Annotated in this window: 15 protein-coding genes; 7 read left to right on the top strand and 8 right to left on the bottom strand. The window is 45.6% G+C overall.

Annotation, left to right across the window (positions count from 1 at the left end):
- Window positions 1–56: 56 nt before the first annotated feature.
- A complete protein-coding gene (locus tag AAHN97_RS09930) occupies window positions 57–446 on the top strand; it encodes a VOC family protein (protein WP_343307441.1) in 390 nt (129 codons plus the stop codon).
- Here the strand turns inward: AAHN97_RS09930 and AAHN97_RS09925 are convergent.
- The 3 genes from AAHN97_RS09925 to AAHN97_RS09915 form a co-directional block, all read right to left on the bottom strand.
- Complete coding sequence (locus AAHN97_RS09925) at window positions 436–1,575, bottom strand: alpha/beta hydrolase-fold protein (RefSeq protein WP_343307440.1); 1,140 nt, start codon at window positions 1,573–1,575, stop codon at window positions 436–438. The two genes, AAHN97_RS09930 and AAHN97_RS09925, sit on opposite strands and share 11 nt — an antisense overlap.
- Before the next feature lie 66 nt (window positions 1,576–1,641).
- Window positions 1,642–2,490 (bottom strand): helix-turn-helix domain-containing protein, encoded by an 849-nt coding sequence (locus AAHN97_RS09920; RefSeq protein ID WP_343307439.1) that lies wholly within the window; start codon window positions 2,488–2,490, stop codon window positions 1,642–1,644.
- On the bottom strand, window positions 2,487–3,197 hold the full coding sequence (locus AAHN97_RS09915; protein WP_343307438.1) for an EcsC family protein: 711 nt from the start codon (window positions 3,195–3,197) through the stop codon (window positions 2,487–2,489). The genes AAHN97_RS09920 and AAHN97_RS09915 overlap by 4 nt, the downstream gene beginning before the upstream one ends.
- 71 nt (window positions 3,198–3,268) lie before the next feature.
- Here AAHN97_RS09915 and AAHN97_RS09910 point away from each other — a divergent pair, with 71 nt between their 5' ends.
- Entirely contained in the window at window positions 3,269–4,450 is a 1,182-nt protein-coding gene (locus AAHN97_RS09910; RefSeq protein ID WP_343307437.1) for an erythromycin esterase family protein, read from the top strand.
- A gap of 126 nt (window positions 4,451–4,576) precedes the next feature.
- On the opposite strand, the gene AAHN97_RS09905 is transcribed toward AAHN97_RS09910, so the two are convergent.
- From AAHN97_RS09905 to AAHN97_RS09885, 5 genes are all read right to left on the bottom strand, one after another.
- Window positions 4,577–6,013: a TolC family protein gene (locus tag AAHN97_RS09905; protein ID WP_343307435.1), complete on the bottom strand. Its 1,437-nt coding sequence runs from the start codon at window positions 6,011–6,013 to the stop codon at window positions 4,577–4,579.
- On the bottom strand, window positions 6,006–9,173 hold the full coding sequence (locus tag AAHN97_RS09900; protein ID WP_343307434.1) for an efflux RND transporter permease subunit: 3,168 nt from the start codon (window positions 9,171–9,173) through the stop codon (window positions 6,006–6,008). Before AAHN97_RS09900 ends, AAHN97_RS09905 begins: the two co-directional genes overlap by 8 nt.
- 27 nt (window positions 9,174–9,200) lie before the next feature.
- Window positions 9,201–10,286 (bottom strand): efflux RND transporter periplasmic adaptor subunit, encoded by a 1,086-nt coding sequence (locus AAHN97_RS09895; RefSeq protein WP_343307433.1) that lies wholly within the window; start codon window positions 10,284–10,286, stop codon window positions 9,201–9,203.
- A gap of 98 nt (window positions 10,287–10,384) precedes the next feature.
- Entirely contained in the window at window positions 10,385–10,759 is a 375-nt protein-coding gene (locus AAHN97_RS09890) for a hypothetical protein (RefSeq protein ID WP_343307432.1), read from the bottom strand.
- A gap of 141 nt (window positions 10,760–10,900) precedes the next feature.
- Window positions 10,901–12,136, bottom strand: a complete 1,236-nt coding sequence (locus AAHN97_RS09885; RefSeq protein WP_343307431.1) for a PQQ-dependent sugar dehydrogenase — start codon at window positions 12,134–12,136, stop codon at window positions 10,901–10,903.
- A gap of 96 nt (window positions 12,137–12,232) precedes the next feature.
- Between AAHN97_RS09885 and AAHN97_RS09880 the strand changes: the two genes are divergently transcribed.
- The 5 genes from AAHN97_RS09880 to AAHN97_RS09860 all read left to right on the top strand — a co-directional run bounded on the left by AAHN97_RS09880 (window position 12,233) and on the right by AAHN97_RS09860 (window position 15,963).
- Window positions 12,233–12,568: a YciI family protein gene (locus tag AAHN97_RS09880; RefSeq protein ID WP_343307430.1), complete on the top strand. Its 336-nt coding sequence runs from the start codon at window positions 12,233–12,235 to the stop codon at window positions 12,566–12,568.
- Complete coding sequence (locus AAHN97_RS09875) at window positions 12,565–13,827, top strand: RNA polymerase sigma factor (RefSeq protein ID WP_343307429.1); 1,263 nt, start codon at window positions 12,565–12,567, stop codon at window positions 13,825–13,827. Before AAHN97_RS09880 ends, AAHN97_RS09875 begins: the two co-directional genes overlap by 4 nt.
- Window positions 13,828–13,899: 72 nt before the next feature.
- A complete protein-coding gene (locus AAHN97_RS09870; RefSeq protein ID WP_343307428.1) occupies window positions 13,900–14,574 on the top strand; it encodes a DUF2461 domain-containing protein in 675 nt (224 codons plus the stop codon).
- 89 nt (window positions 14,575–14,663) lie between these two features.
- Window positions 14,664–15,323, top strand: a complete 660-nt coding sequence (locus AAHN97_RS09865) for a dihydrofolate reductase family protein (protein WP_343307427.1) — start codon at window positions 14,664–14,666, stop codon at window positions 15,321–15,323.
- A 142-nt stretch (window positions 15,324–15,465) separates the two neighbouring features.
- Window positions 15,466–15,963, top strand: a complete 498-nt coding sequence (locus tag AAHN97_RS09860) for a hypothetical protein (protein WP_343307426.1) — start codon at window positions 15,466–15,468, stop codon at window positions 15,961–15,963.
- The last annotated feature ends 69 nt before the right edge of the window (window positions 15,964–16,032 follow it).

Here is a 16,032-nt window from a genome sequence, read left to right as displayed (position 1 = left end):
GGCAAGTTAAAATAATTGTGGGGTTAAGTTAAATTATTCCGGAACTTTAATGAGCCATGGGTCTTTTAAACTTCATATCACCTAATTTCATCGTTTCCAATCTACAGGAATCGGTATCATTTTATGTAGAGAAGCTGGGGTTTGAAGTATGGCACTTAGTGCCGGAAGAGGCGCCTTTTTTTGCCATGATCGGACGGGAGAATATTTCTATTATGATGAAGGAGATAGGTCCTGATGCAGCACCTATCCCCAACTCAGGTCATCATCCATGGGCAAACTGGGATGCATATATCAATACATCAGACCCGGATCAGTTGTATGAAGAATTCCGTTCAAGAGGTGTAACATTCCGTCAGCCCCTTAAAGTTAATGATGATGGTATACTGGGTTTTGAAGTAACAGATACCAACGGGTATGTTTTATTTTTCGGAAAACCTAACCTTTAAGTTTAGCCAGTCTTCCTTCTATATATTTCTTCTGCCCTTCATTAGCCTGGCCGGTTTTAACCTTCTGCTCTTCCAGTTGCTGCAGCCCCTTCTGGCAATACTTTATCGCTTCCGCTTTGTTTCCTGCATTTTCATATGCTTCACTCATACTATCATACAGGTTTATATCCTCAGGATACCACTTTAAACCCCAGTCAAAGATCTTCACAGCTTCCTGCCAGGTGCCCGGCCGCATAAAATAGTTATAGGATATCATGTTGATCTGGTCTGCATTCAGCTTATACCCGTAATTTTCTGCGAGCGCGGTAAAACGTTTGATGGTGTTCTCTGCCTTCCCGTAAATAGAACGATGATAAGCAGTCAGTCCGTTGATGAACCCGGTGAGGTAAGTATTCCCATGATTGTTTACATCCAGCACTTCATACTGCAGCTCCAGTTTTTCACGGTATAAGGGAACTGCTTTTTCAATACCCGGCGCAAAACGTGTTTCATAACTATCGTCTTTCCCCCTGGCAAGATATACAAAGGTGTTATGGCTGGCAGGCGTTCCTTTAATCCTGCTTATCAGCTGTTCATTGTCGTATTCGTAATTCGGGGAGATCATTATATGTGCATCAAACATTCTCCTGCCACTCGTCAGGCACCAGGTGAGGAAAGTGGCTCCCAGGGAATGCCCCAGTCCTATCCTTACGGGTGATGTTCTGAATTGTTGTGTTATATATGGGAACACCTCTGATTCAAGATGCGGTAACAGGGAGTCTGCTCCTCCGGTCTTCGTCCAGCTTTTATAAGGCCCGTCTGAAAGTAGTTTGGGCGTGAATTCAAAACGCCTGTTTGTTGACCGGATGCCAACAATAATGGTCGGTTCAAAACTGCCGGAGAAATTTAAATTTTGTATCAGCGAGGCCGCATAGCGGAAGAAATAATCATTTTGTGCATCGAATACATAGGCTACCTGGTATCGCTTTTTTAAACTGCTGGAATCATAATAACCTTCCGGCAGCGAGATCAGGAGCTTCCGGTCTGTTCCAAAATATCGGGAAGGAATGGTCCGGGAAATATGTAATTCCTGTGCGAAGAGAACAACACAGGATAACAGTAACAGCATGGTCAGTATTGTTTTTTGCATGGCGGTGCATTTTTAAACAAATAGACTGTTTTCCGCTGCCCTAAAATTGTACTTTTTGGCCAATAACTATTCTTTCAGGAATTGAAAGATCAGGTGATCATCCGCCAGCTTTTCTACCGACTTAAAGAATTTACCGGGATTGGAGCCTGTAATTTTCTTGTACATCTTCACAAAATAAGCCTGATCGTAGAAGTTGCTCTCGTAGCCGATATCTGTCAGGTTCTTAAATTGCTCGTTGAACAGGCGGTTTTTTAAAGAATGCCGGAAACGCGCAATCTTCCTGAAAGACACTGGTGTGATACTCATGTTATTATAGAATAGCCGGTTGAATGAACGAACGCTCACAGAAAGGCTTTCCGCGATTTCCTGCACGGGTAGTTCTGTGCTAAAATCCATTAAACTATGGATAGCTTTTAGAAGCAGTGCCTCATTATCTAATGGTTGGTAATACCTAAGCAGATAGTCTTCCAGCAGGTCCACCCTGGTTTCATTATCATTGGCATGGAAGAATGCCTGCAGGAATGCCGGTGTTTCCGCATATTGATCCCATTCATGGAAAGATTGAGAGTGTTCAGGCGTTACAGCAGCAAGGGGCCTCCTGATAAAATGATTGAGGCCGAGTGGTTTGAAATTGATGGTCACTTTATCCAGTTTACCTTCCAGCAATACCTGCAGCGGTGATTCATATTTTCCCTGTGCAATCATCAGGTACTTCTTTTCCGGCACACCGTATACGTGGGTGGAATTATTACCGATCTCACAACTGGCATTCTTATGGATATTGAAGGATTGTAAAGTATTGGGGAAGGAATAGTAAGCGGTCTTAAAATCCCGGGCATAGGTCCTGAGGAAATAGTAATATTCAATGTGCTCCCTGAGGATAGCATGTCTCGGATAGAAAGTTTCTATTTTCATAGGATCCGCATTCTGTAAGCATTCATGGCTGTATCGCCCAGTTTGGTGATCAGCCGGTAATTCACCACTACGCCTACTGCTGCTCCTACAACAGGCAACAACTGGCCGAGCTTGGCCAGGTCTATATGATCGCGGTACTCTATCTGAAAACTCTGCCAGTCGAAACCATGAATATCATCCGGCAACTGGCTGCTTTTTTCTTTCCAGTCTGTTATCTTTTCATATACATTCCTGCGATGCTCCTGGCTGCTGAAAGCCAGTTGGAAAATATAGAGCAGGTAGAGCCGTTCTTTATAATCCTTTACGTCAAAACCGTAAAAGGTAGCGATATCAAAAAGCAGTTTCAACTTCATGCTGAGCAGGATCGGGAAATCCGCGAGGCCTAATAAGATACCGCCTGCGCCGGTTATACCACCTTCTGCAGCAGCAGTTTTACGGTAAAAGTCCACCCTGCGGAGCACGGCTTCTTCCATATCATATAACGAAGCAAAATCCTGCTGACCAGGTACTGTATAGGTAGCGCCGAATAATACCCCACGTACCATTTGTTTGATGGTAACGGTAATGGCATCATGTACCTTTTGGGGAATAACGCGGTTAATGCGGGACTGCACGGATTTGGACATTTTGTCAAACATGGATGGCCGGCGCTGCATCTTGTGCTGCCAGGCTTCCATTTCTACCCTGATCCGCTGTTCGTATAACATAGCGGATTTAAGATAGCTAAATTTATTCTATTTTAGTCCGAATGAAAAATATCATATATACCCTCCTTGCAATGTTTCTATTTCAACCTGGCTTCAGCCAGGTAAAGGAGTACATTATCAAGCATACCACACCGGTCAGGGAAGCTGATTTTAATACCACAAATGATGCCGACCTTTTACCCATTGAAAAAGCAATCGGCAATAAACGGATCGTGATGCTGGGGGAACTGTATCATGGCGATGGAGAGGAGTTGAGGCTAAAATCAAGGCTTGTCAGGTACCTGCATGAACACATGGGGTTTAACGTTATCGCATTTGAAAGTGATTTCTTCTCACTCAACCACGGATGGGAAGCCTTTAAAAAGAATAAGATATCGCTGGACAGCTTGTTGTATCTCTCTGTGTTTCCGGTATGGACCCAATGCATGCAGGCCAATGATCTGTTTCAGTATATTAACAATAATGCCGGCAAACTAAGGATCACAGGATTTGATAACAGAGGGATCAGCGGATATGGCATGCGGCATCTCAAAAGGAGTATAGACGGGTTCCTGAGGGAACAACAGGTATCGTTTACCACACACCCTTCTTACAATACTTTTATTACAGCAATTGGCAGAACGCCTTGGATCCTGAACGGTAATAACAGAGAGGCGCTGGATAGTCTGTTGAAATTAATGCCCATTGTAATAGAACAGGTATCCGATCCTTTTTATCTGCATGTATTAAAAGGCTTATTGATCAATTATACCCTGGCTTTACATTACCGATATAATAAGGAACGAAAAGATCACCCACAACACGACTTTCAGATGGCGGAAAATTTAAAATGGCTGGCATCAGATAAATTCGCCAATGAAAAGATCATCATCTGGGCCCATAATTCACATGTTGAAAAAGGGCCACTGGAGAACGTAACCCACCGGAGTTATAATAGCATGGGCTATTATTTTAGCCAGGATCCGCAGCTGGCTGCACAAACCTATACCATAGGCTTAACCTGTTACGAAGGGACCGGTGGCTTAACGATCAGTGATGTTACTGAAAAGGTGACTAAACCTCACAAGAAAAGTATAGAGTCCTGGATCCACAGCATGGGATATCCATATGCCTTTACTGATCTTACTTTTCAGCAGGAAGAGGATCTTTATTATATGAAAACTTATATCAACACTGCATCCGAATTACCATGGAAGAAGTTTTATGACGGTATACTTTATGTGCGGGAAGCAAAACCCTGCCTGAAAAAATAAAAGGGGGTGTCTCAAAAGTAATTTTAACCTGATTTTACCCGGTACCTGATGGAGAGAATTTTCGTTTACGCGATTCTCAAGCTCATCAAATTACTTTTGAGACGCCCCCTTATAACGCTAAGCTCCTTACTTCCAGCCCCCTCCTAACTCCCTATACACATTCACTACTGCATTCATCTGTTGTTGTTTCGTTTCTATCAGTTCAAGCTTTGCTTCCAGCGCATCGCGTTGTGTCATCAACACTTCAAGATAATCCGCCCTGGCGGACTTGAAAAGATCATTGGAAATATCGATAGAGCGGGTTAACGCATCCACCTGTTTCTGCTTCAGGTCATAACTACTCCCCAGGTTGCTGATATTGGAGAGCTGTGTAGCCACTTCCAGGTAAGCATTCAGGATGGTACGTTCATAATTATACATCGCCTGTAATTGTCTGGCGTTGGCATTGAAGAACTCCGCTTTGATAGCCTGCCGGTTGATCAATGGGCCTACCAGATCTCCTGCGAGTGAGTACAATACAGACTCAGGGAACTTCACTAAGTAAGAGGGTTTAAAGGCCTGGAAACCAAGCGCAGCCGAAATACCAAAGGAAGGATAAAATTCCGCGCGGGCTACTTTCACATCCAGCTTCGCCGCCATCAACTGCTGTTCCGCCTGTTTAATATCCGGGCGGTTAGCCAGTAATTGAGAAGGAATACCCATGCGTACGGCAGCGGGCAAAGTGTTCAGGAAACTGCTTTTATCCCTGGCTATTTCCTGCGGGAAACGGCCTAAGAGAAAGTTGATCCTGTTCTCTGTTCCTTTTATCTTCTGCCGGATATCGAACTCCAGGCTTTGGGACTTCAGTACTTCCGCCTGGAATTTCTGCACCGCAAGTTCTGTTGCTCTGGCGGCTTCTTTCTGCACTTTCAGGATCTCCAGTGCATTCTTCTGCAGTTCAATATTTTGTTTAACGATTTCCAGCTGATTATCAAGGGCCAGTAATTCATAATAAGAATTGGCCACTTCAGCGATCAGGTTGGTGATCACAAAGTTTTTCCCTTCTACGGTGGACAGGTACCTGGTCACCGCAGCCTTCCTGGCATTGCGCAGTTTCTTCCAGATATCTATTTCCCAGTTTGCACGAACAGCCAGCGAAAAATCTGCCAGCGGATCTGGCATTTCTTTACCGGGTTCTATCTCTGTAGACGCATCTCCTGCACCCTGGCTGGTATAACGTCCTACTTTTTCAATACCGGCACCCACACCTGCTGTCACGGATGGAATTAAAGGGGCCTGTTTGAAACGGATCTCATTCCTGGCAATTTCTACTTCCTGCAAAGTGATCATCAGTTCCTGGTTATGTTTCATTGCTGAATCGATCAGCGTTACCAGGTAAGGATCTGTGAAGAAGTCGTGCCATTGAATGGCGGACATATTGGTAGTATCCGAACTGCTGTAACCGAAGGAATCCGGAACCGACCTGTTTTCATTGGCCGCCGTGATGGCCGGAACTTTACAACCTGCTACAGCCAGGCAAATGCTCAGCACAATAACGCACTGCTGTATCCTGAATTTATACATTATGATCAATTTCTTCGGTTAATGGATTCTCTTCTTCGTCTTTCACAAAGGAGTGTCTTTCTGCGATCTTGCCGAATATGTAATACAATCCGGGAATGATCAGCACACCGAACACGGTTCCGAATAACATCCCTCCTGCTGCTGCAGTACCAATGGTTCTGTTACCAAGCGCACCGGGGCCTGTAGCAAACACCAATGGGATCAATCCTGCAATGAATGCAAAAGAGGTCATCAGGATGGGACGGAACCTTACCCTGGAACCTTCCATGGCAGCCTGCAGCACTGTTGCGCCGGAACGATGTTTTTGTACGGCAAACTCTACGATCAGTACGGCATTCTTACCCAGCAGCCCAATGAGCATTACCATGGCTACCTGTGCATAGATATTGTTTTCCAATCCCAATACTTTCAGCAAAAAGAAGGCGCCGAAAATACCTGCCGGCAGAGAGAGGATCACGGCAAAGGGCAGGATGAAACTTTCATACTGTGCAGCCAGGATAAGGTATACGAAACCAAGGCAGATCAGGAAGATGTAAATAGCCTGGTTGCCCTGCGCCACCTCATCTTTGGAGATACCGGCCCAGTCGATACCAAAACCTCTGGGCAAAGTTTTCGCCGCCACTTCGTTGATCACTTTGATAGCTTCACCACTACTGTAACCGGGTGCGGCAGAACCACTGATCTCTGAAGCGTTGTACATATTATGCCGCGTGATCTCAGAAAGGCCATACACTTTTTCCAGTTTCATGAAAGCAGAAAAGGGCACCATTTCATCCTTATCATTCTTCACATACAGTTGCAGGATATCCTCCGGCAATGCCCTGTATTCAGGAGCTGCCTGCACCATTACTTTGTACTGGCGGCCGAATTTGATAAAGCTGATCTCATAGTTACTCCCTACCAGTGTGGACATGGTGTTCATGGCATTTTCTATACTCACGCCTTTCTGTTGTGCAATATCATTATCCACCTGGAGCATATATTGCGGGAAGCTGGCACTGTAGAAGCTGAAGATGGAAGTAAGCTCCTTCCGTTTTTCCAGTTCCCGTGCAAAATCCTTACTCACCGTTTCCATTTTCCTGTAATCGCCGGAGCCTGCTTTGTCCAGCAAACGCAGCTCGAAACCGCCTGCAGCTCCATATCCTGGTACAGCGGGTGGCAGAAAGAATTCAATGTTGGCACCTGTGATGTCTTTCGACTTCTCTTCCAGTTCCTCAATGATCTCCTGCACGGAATGTTTCCTTTCCGTCCAGTCTTTCAGGTTGATGAGGCAGGTTCCTGAGTTGGCGCCTGTACCTTCTGTTAAGATCTCATAACCTGCGAGGGAAGACACAGATTGTACGCCTTCTACATCTTCTGCTACCTTCTGCAGTTTCTCTGATATTTCATTCGTTCTTTCCAGGGATGAACCGGGAGGTGTTTGAATGATGGCATAGAACATGCCCTGGTCTTCGTTGGGAATAAAACCGGAAGGCACTTTACCATTCAGGTACCATGTTCCCGCACAGAAAGCGCCGAGCATCAAAAAGGTAATTGCTCTCCTGTTAACGATGCGGCCCAGCACCTTTTGATATTTCCCGGAAGTAGCATCAAAGCCCCTGTTAAACCCACCCAGGAATTTATCCATGATGGTTTTCTTCTTCGGCTTTCCGTGATTATTCTTCAGGATCATGGCGCAAAGCGCAGGTGTAAGTGTAAGCGCCACTATACCTGATAAAATGATCGCCGTAGCCATGGTGATGGAGAACTGCCGGTAGAAGATCCCCACGGGGCCGGACATAAATGCCACCGGTATAAATACCGCTGCCATCAAAAAAGTAATGGCTATGATAGCGCCGCTGATCTCATGCAAAGCTTTTTTGGTAGCCTTAAACGGCGAAAGATGTTCTTCTTCCATTTTAGCATGCACGGCCTCAATCACCACAATCGCATCATCCACCACCACACCAATGGCCAGCACCAATGCAAAGAGCGTGATGAGGTTAAGTGTGATACCAAAGAATTGCATGAAGAAGAAGGTACCTACCAGCGATACAGGTACTGCCATGGCCGGGATGAGCGTTGAACGCCAGTCTCCCAGGAACAGGAATACCACCAGCCCCACCAGGATAAAGGCTTCCACTAAGGTGTGAATTACCTTTTCCATGGATGCATCCAGGAATTTGGAAACGTCATAGCTGATCTCATAGTTCATTCCTTTAGGGAAAGACTGGGCTTTGATCTCTTTCATCCTCTCCTTCACGGCCTTGATCACCTGGCTGGCATTACTGCCATAGGATTGTTTTAATACAATCGCAGCAGAAGGTTTACCGTTCAGGTTGGAATAAATATCGTACATGGAACTGCCGAACTCTACGCTGGCCACATCTTTCAGGCGAAGTAATTCTCCGTCCGGGCTGGCCCGCAGCACCACATTTTCATATCCTTCTTTGGTAGTGAACCGGCCGGAGTACTTCAATACATATTCAAATGCCTGCGATCTTTTACCGGAACTTTCCCCGGTTTTTCCCGGTGAAGCTTCCAGGCTCTGATCTGCCAGCGCTTTCATCACTTCATCCGCAGAGATCTTATAGGCCAGCATCCTGTCCGGCTTCAGCCAGATGCGCATGGCATATTCCCTGTTACCAAGAATGTCCGCCACACCTACGCCATCTACCCTTTTTAATTCGGGCAGGATATTGATATCGGCAAAGTTGAAAAGGAATTTCTGGTCTGTATGAGGATCATCGCTGTACAGGTTGATGTACATAAGCATGTTGGATTCCTCGCGGGTGATCTTCACTCCTTCACGCACTACCAGCGGCGGCAACTTGTTCACAACCGATGCCACCCTGTTCTGCACGTTCAGCGATGCCTGGTTAGGATCGGTACCCAGGTTGAAAACCACCTGGATGGTAGCCTCTCCGTCATTACCTGCATCCGAAGCCATGTATTTCATTCCCGGAATACCGTTGATGGCTCTTTCCAGGGGAATGATCACAGATTTGATCATTAATTCACCATTCGCTCCGGGATATTCCGCCGTAACATTCACCTTAGGCGGTGAGATGGAAGGAAACTGTGTAACCGGTAACTGGGTAATAGCCAGCACCCCGAGGAACACGATGATAAGCGATATCACAATAGACAGTACGGGTCGCTGTATAAACTTATTAAACATTGCGCTACACTATTAGTTAGAAAACTATTATTCCGCTTTCAACCGCAGATGGGAGATCACCTCCTCTGGTTTCTGGTATTCAGCATTGATCTTATCATCCTCTTTTACTTTCTGCACACCGTCCAGCAGGATCCTGTCCGTTTCTTCAAGACCGCTTTCGATCACATACAGATCGGGCAATTGGCCACTGATGGTAATGTGCCTGGACTTCACCACATTGCTTTTATCCACTACAAAAACATAACGTTTATCCTGGATCTCGTAAGTGGCTTTTTGCGGAATGATGAGCGCACGGCTAACCGGCAGCGTCATCATCACTTTACCTGTTTCTCCGTGTTTCAAAAGTTTGTCCGGATTCGGGAACCTTGCCCTGAAAGCAATGTTCCCGGTTTCATTGTCGAACTCCCCTTCAATGGTTTCTACTTCTCCTGCGTATGGGAGGAGGCGACTGTTAGCCAGCAGCAGGTTTACCCTGGTGTTTCCTTTTGCTTTTTTATTGGAAGCATAGTCCAGGTATTCCGGTTCAGATACATTGAAATAAGCGAACATCTGGCTGTTGTCTGAAAGGCTGGTCATTAGTTCCCCTTCATCAACGAGACTGCCCAGTTTCAGGGGAATACGGTCGATCACACCATCAAACGGCGCGCGGATCTCTGTAAAAGAGAGATGCACTTTAGCCAGTGCGATCTCTGCTCTCGCCTGGTCCAGTTTGGCCTGGGCCATGGCCTGCTCATTTTTGGAAATCACATTTTTGTCTACCAGCGTTTTGGCGTTCTGCAGTTCTATCTCTGCGGCTTTGGCTTCCGCCTCTGCTTTTAATAGTTCTGCTTCATAAATTTTGGGCATGATCCTGAACAACAGCTGACCGGCTTTTACATTCTGCCCTTCATCTACATAGATGTTCTGCAGAAAGCCTTTTTCCTGTGCCCTGATCTCAATGTTCCGGACAGAACGTATCTGTGAAACATATTCCCTGGTAAAAGAAGTGTCCATCCTAACAGGACTGGTTACAGCATACTTAGCGGCTTCTTCCTTTTCTTTTCCTTCGGAAGATTTACAGCCTGTTTGGCAGAATAATGCCAACAAGCCAGCGAACATGACTAAACTTTTCATGATAATAAATGGGTATTAGAGCGATGGGAAATTCGGTGACAGAGCAATGCCCGGAGGCATGCATGGTTATGCCTTCAGCATCTCTGGAATGATGTAGATCAGATTCTTAACGTTCTTTGGGCTATGTATTTACAGGAAAGATGCCCCAGGTTGGGTGGCGGGGCTTTTAAATATTTGTTGAGGTTCTCTGCTAACAATGGGTCATCTGGCGAGCCTGAATAAGATCTGGCCAGCAGTTTGTATTTTCTGACAAGGAGGTGATTGACCTCATCATCCTCTATATCCTCGGCGATGAAGTATTCAGTTTCTTGCTCCTGGTGGGTTTCTTTGAATTCGGCGAAGTTCTCTTTGTTGTTGTATCCGGGGGCGTAGTGGAAGCTTTTAACGTGATGATGATGCGTAGCAATATACAGGCTGTTTGCCCCTCTTAAGAGGAGAAACCCCAGTAATGCAAAAAAAACAGCTACTCTCATTTGGGGGGCAAAAATAGTAAAATTTGATACCGGGGCAACCGCTTAATAAAATATTAAGGCTATTTTAATTTGAGGGAAATAACAATTTCTTAACCTTTAAAAGGCAGAAGGGATACACTGTTACCAATGTATCCCTTCTCTTTATTTCTTACCGATCCGGTATAGTCTGCCCTGATCAGTGATAGCATATAATGCACCGTCCTTCCCTTCCGTGATGTCACGGAAACGTTGCCCTTCATTGGAAAGTAATCTTTCCTCGCCGGTCACTTTGTTGTTCTCAATTACCAGCCGGGCAATATGCGTACTGCTCAGGCCGGCAATGAAGAGGTTGTTCTTCCATTCAGGAATACCTGCTCCGCTGTAGAAGGTAATACCACTCGGAGAAAGCACAGGGTCCCAGTAATAAACGGGTTGTTCCAGTCCTGCTTTCTGTTGTATACTGTCGCCTATTTTTTTGCCGCTGTATTCAAGGCCGTAAGTGATAATAGGCCAGCCATAGTTTTTACCGGCTTCTACCCTGTTCAGTTCATCTCCGCCTCTTGGACCGAATTCTGTTTCCCAGAGATCACCGGTTTCAGGATGGAATGCAAGCCCCTGTACATTGCGGTGGCCATAGGAATACAATTCCGGTCTTGCATCCGCTTTGCCTTCAAAGGGATTTCCTGCAGCAGGTTTACCTTCTTTAGTGATGCGGATTATCTTACCCAGTCCGGATTTGGTGTCCTGCGCCTGGGGCCTTGTTTCCAGGTCAGAACGTTCGCCGGTGCTGATCACAATATTGCCGCTTTTGTCAAACAGGATCCTTCCGCCATAATGTAAAGTGCCATTATAGGCAGGCGTAGCACGATATATAACGGTAGCACCTTCTATAGTTTTCTCATCGGCAGATAATTTGCCTTTGGCTACAGCGGTGAGGTTACCTTCCGGTAATGGTTCAGAGAACACCCAGTATACCATCCTGTTGCTGGCAAAGTCCGGATCTACACGGATACCCAGCAAACCACCCTGCCCATCGGAACTTACCTTTGGGATGCCGGTAATGGGCTCAGTCACTTTCCCTTCCAGGGTAGCGATGCGCATGGTGCCTTTCTTTTCTGTAATGATAAAACGTCCGTCTGGTAAGGAGGTGATGCCCCAGGGGGATTTAAGGCTGCTATCCAGTACTTTGTAGTCATATGCAGCGATAGTTTGAACGCTGGCTATCCTGGTCTGGCCTTCAAATGCAGGTTTGTAATCCGTATTGGCCGGCTTGGTTTCTACAGAAGCAACACTGTCTTTAGTTTCTGTGTTTTCGACTGATTTAGAGGTAGTCTGACCGCAAGCGGCTAAAGCCAGCACGCCGATCGTCAAAAAATAAGGGTTCAGGAACCTGTTCATAGATGAAATTTTATCCTTAAATATAATCTAAGTTCCTTTAAAATTAAGCATGGTATATTTGTTGTCCCCATTGCTGATCTTCAATCGTTATAAAGTATGAAAGAGTTCCTGCTGATTTTCAGAAACACTTATAACCCGCATGAGCATCCCTCTCCTGAACAATTACAGGAAAGGATGAACTGGCTGGGGAACATCATTGCACAAAACAAACTGGTGGACAAAGGGAACAGCCTTTCTGTTGAACAGGCAAAAACTGTACGGCCGGAAGATGTTGTAACGGATGGCCCTTACACGGAGATCAAGGAATTCATCAGCGGTTATATGATCCTGAGAGCGGAAACCATAGAAGAAGCCATAGCCATAGCAAAAGCAAATCCCAGCCTTAAAGATGGCGGGAATATAGAAGTAAGGGCGATCAATAAAAGTGAATGAACGAAAAGGATACATCCTGGAAAGAACTGCTCCCACACCTCTTCAGGCTGGAGTATACTAAAATGACTGCCGTACTGTGCCGTCACTTTGGCCTGCAGCATATTGAAACAGCTGAAGACATCACCAGCGAAACATTCCTGAAAGCAACAGAGGCCTGGGCACTACACGGCATTCCTGAAAATCCCACGGCCTGGCTGTATACCGTTGCTAAAAACAAAACGAAAGATCACCTGAAACACCTCCGTGTTTTTGAAACACAGGTAAAAGATGCCATCCGGCCGGATGAATTACAGGCAGAAGAAGATCCTGACTTTACACCGCAAACCATTACAGACAGCCAGCTCGCGATGATCTTTGCGGTTTGTAACCCGGCTAATTCGGCGGAAGCACAGATCTGCCTTGCTTTACAGATCCTCTGCGGGTTCAGTGTGGAAGAAATTGCCAATGCCTTTCTCTCCAAAACAGAAACTATCAAAAAGAGGCTGCTCAGGGCAAGAGCGAATCTCCGCAAGGATAATTTCCAGATCAGGCAATTACAGGAAGCCACCATACAATCAAGGCTGGATGTGGTGCTCAGGACCATCTACCTCTTATTCAATGAAGGATATTTTTCCCGCAGCAATAACCACCTGATCCGGAAAGACCTTTGTTCTGAAGCGATCCGCCTGGCACTTATGCTTATTGAGAACCCGCTCACCAACACTACGCATGCCAATGCCCTGCTGGCATTGATGTGCTTTCAAAGCTCAAGGCTGGATGCCCGGGCAGATGAAACCGGGGAATCCATTCTTTTTGAGCAGCAGGATAAAAGCCGCTGGAGCACGGAGCTGATCGAAAAAGGGAATTACTACCTGGTGAATGCCTGCTCAGGGAATTATGTATCCAAATATCACCTGGAGGCCGGAATTGCTTACTGGCATACTACACCTACCGATCACAATAAATGGGAACATATCTTGCAGCTTTACAACCAGCTTATCCTCATAGAGTATTCTCCCATGACGGCCCTGAACAGAACATTCGCTTTTGCAAAGGTACATGGGCATGAGCTGGCTATTGAGGAGGCTGAGAAGCTGAAGCTGGTGGAGCATACGGCTTATCATTCTTTGCTGGGTTATTTATATGCGGGGGTAGATGAGCAAAAGGCGATAGTGCATTATAGTAAAGCCCTCAGCCTTACAAAGTCAAAAGCAGAGAAGAAAACCCTGATGAAGGAAATTGAACGGCTGAGCGGCCAGAACTCCTGGAATGCGGGGTAGGGTTACCAACGGTACCTGGAAGTATAATATACCGGAGTAAAGTATATTTGCTGCTGTTTAATACAATATTTTATGGCAGTGCAGTTACAGACAAGTTTCAAATTCCTGAAAAAGCTAAAAGAGAACAATAACAGGGAGTGGTTCAACGCCCATAAAACGGAATTCCAGGCAGAACAGCAATTCGTGGAAACCTTTGCGGAAGAATTACTGGGAAAACTCAGCAAACATGATCTGATAGAAACCCCTTCAGGCAAAAAAAGCCTGTTCCGCATTTATAGGGATACCCGTTTTTCAAACGATAAAACACCTTATAAAACAAACTGGAGCGGAGCCTTCAGGCGTGCTACCAAACAGCGCAGAGGTGGTTATTACTTCCAGCTGGAACCCGGCAATACTTTTATTGCAGGTGGCTTCTGGGGACCCAGCCCGGAAGACCTGAAAAAGATCAGGGACGATATTGCTTTTGATCCCGCACCACTGAGGAAAATACTCAAAAGCAAATCATTTATGTCCCACTTTGGTACACTGGAAGGAGAACAACTGAAAACCACACCCAAAGGTTTTGATGCTGGTCATGAAGGCATTGATCTGCTGCGCTATAAACAGTTCCTGCTCATTAAAAGGTTCACAGATAAAGAAGCATTGAGCGATACCTTTCTCAAAGAAGCCGATCTCACCTTTCAGGCCATGCGCCCCTTTTTTGATTATATGAGTGATGTGTTGTCTACAGATCCGAATGGTGAATAAGATTGTCGCATTCTACCCTGTATTAAGTCGTGTTTACACATCTCCTGCTACCTCTGCAACGTGTAAATTTGATATAAAAACAGGAAACTATGAGAAAGATAATTATCACTTCATTTGTTACAATGGATGGTGTGCTTCAGGCACCCGGAGGTCCCACAGAAGATCCTACCGGAGGTTTTAAATGGGGCGGCTGGACTGCCTCTTACGGAGACGAAATAACGAACCAGGCCATTGGCAGCATTATGGACCAGCCTTTTGACCTTTTGTTAGGCCGCTTTACGTACGATATCTTTGCGGCATACTGGCCATATATTAAGGACCATCCCATTGCGGATAAGTTCAACAAACTTCAAAAGTTTGTTGTTTCCAGCAAACAAATAGACCTGAGCTGGTCCGGGTCTCACCTGATCACGGGAGACGTGGTAAAAGGCCTGAAAGAACTTAAAAAACAGGATGGTCCTGATCTGTTGGTACATGGTAGCAGTAAACTCATTCAAACATTACTGGCCAATGGTCTTGCCGATAGGCTTCATATCTGGACGTACCCCGTAACCACCGGACCTGGTAAACGTTTATTCGGAGAAAGTACGCCGGCAGCTGAATGGAAACTGCAGGACATCAAGACCTCCGGCAAAGGTGTTATCCTGGCCACTTATGAACCTGCAGGAGAGATCAAGATAGGAACCTTCATAACCGGGGAGGTATCCGAAGCAGAACTAGCCAGAAGAAAACAGATCGCTTCATTATAAAAGAAAAAGCCGCTGATGATAAGCGGCTTTTTTCTTTTCTACGGAACTTGCATTTATAAATATTTCTCTCTACCTTAATGCAAACGATTCCATAACCCGTATTACCAGAACCCAAATATTCACAACCCTTAAAATTTCACGTATGAAAAAGACCCTTATCCTTGTGTGCATGTTATGCATGCTCGTATTACACAACTCCCAGGCAGCACCTGCAAACGTAATCCCACAAACCCTTAGCTGGAACCCTGTAAGCGTTATTGCAGAAAGTTACACCACCACGCCCGGCGTATTCAAAGTGATGGCAAGAGTTGGCAGCAACAATTACCTCACGCCTGTTTACGCAAGGATCAGCCATGAAAACGTTTATTTCATAGGCGTTGCCCGGATGATTGATGTGTATGTGCGCTTTTATGAAGATGCGGCTAACACCATCCCTGCCTATGTAAGCAACCTCCAGGTGAATTACAGGGTAATAGGGTATGATGGTTCTGCCCCCTACGACTTCACCAGTTCTGCATGGGCCAATGGCGATTATGTTGTGCTGGCATCGAATGTAGAAAATGATTACCAGGAAAATGGTGTGATGCGTTACAGAGATTATCACCTGGAGTCAGGAGATTACATTCCTCAACCGCTCTAGCAAAAACAAGAGGGTATGCTGCAGTATACCCTCTTGTTTGAACAACATAGGTCAAATATAAAATGATTT

The organism is Chitinophaga niabensis (assembly GCF_039545795.1).
GTDB classification, from domain to species: Bacteria; Bacteroidota; Bacteroidia; order Chitinophagales; family Chitinophagaceae; genus Chitinophaga; species Chitinophaga niabensis_B.
Note: the sequence above shows the minus strand (reverse complement) of the source record. Positions and strands in the feature narration are given on the sequence as shown.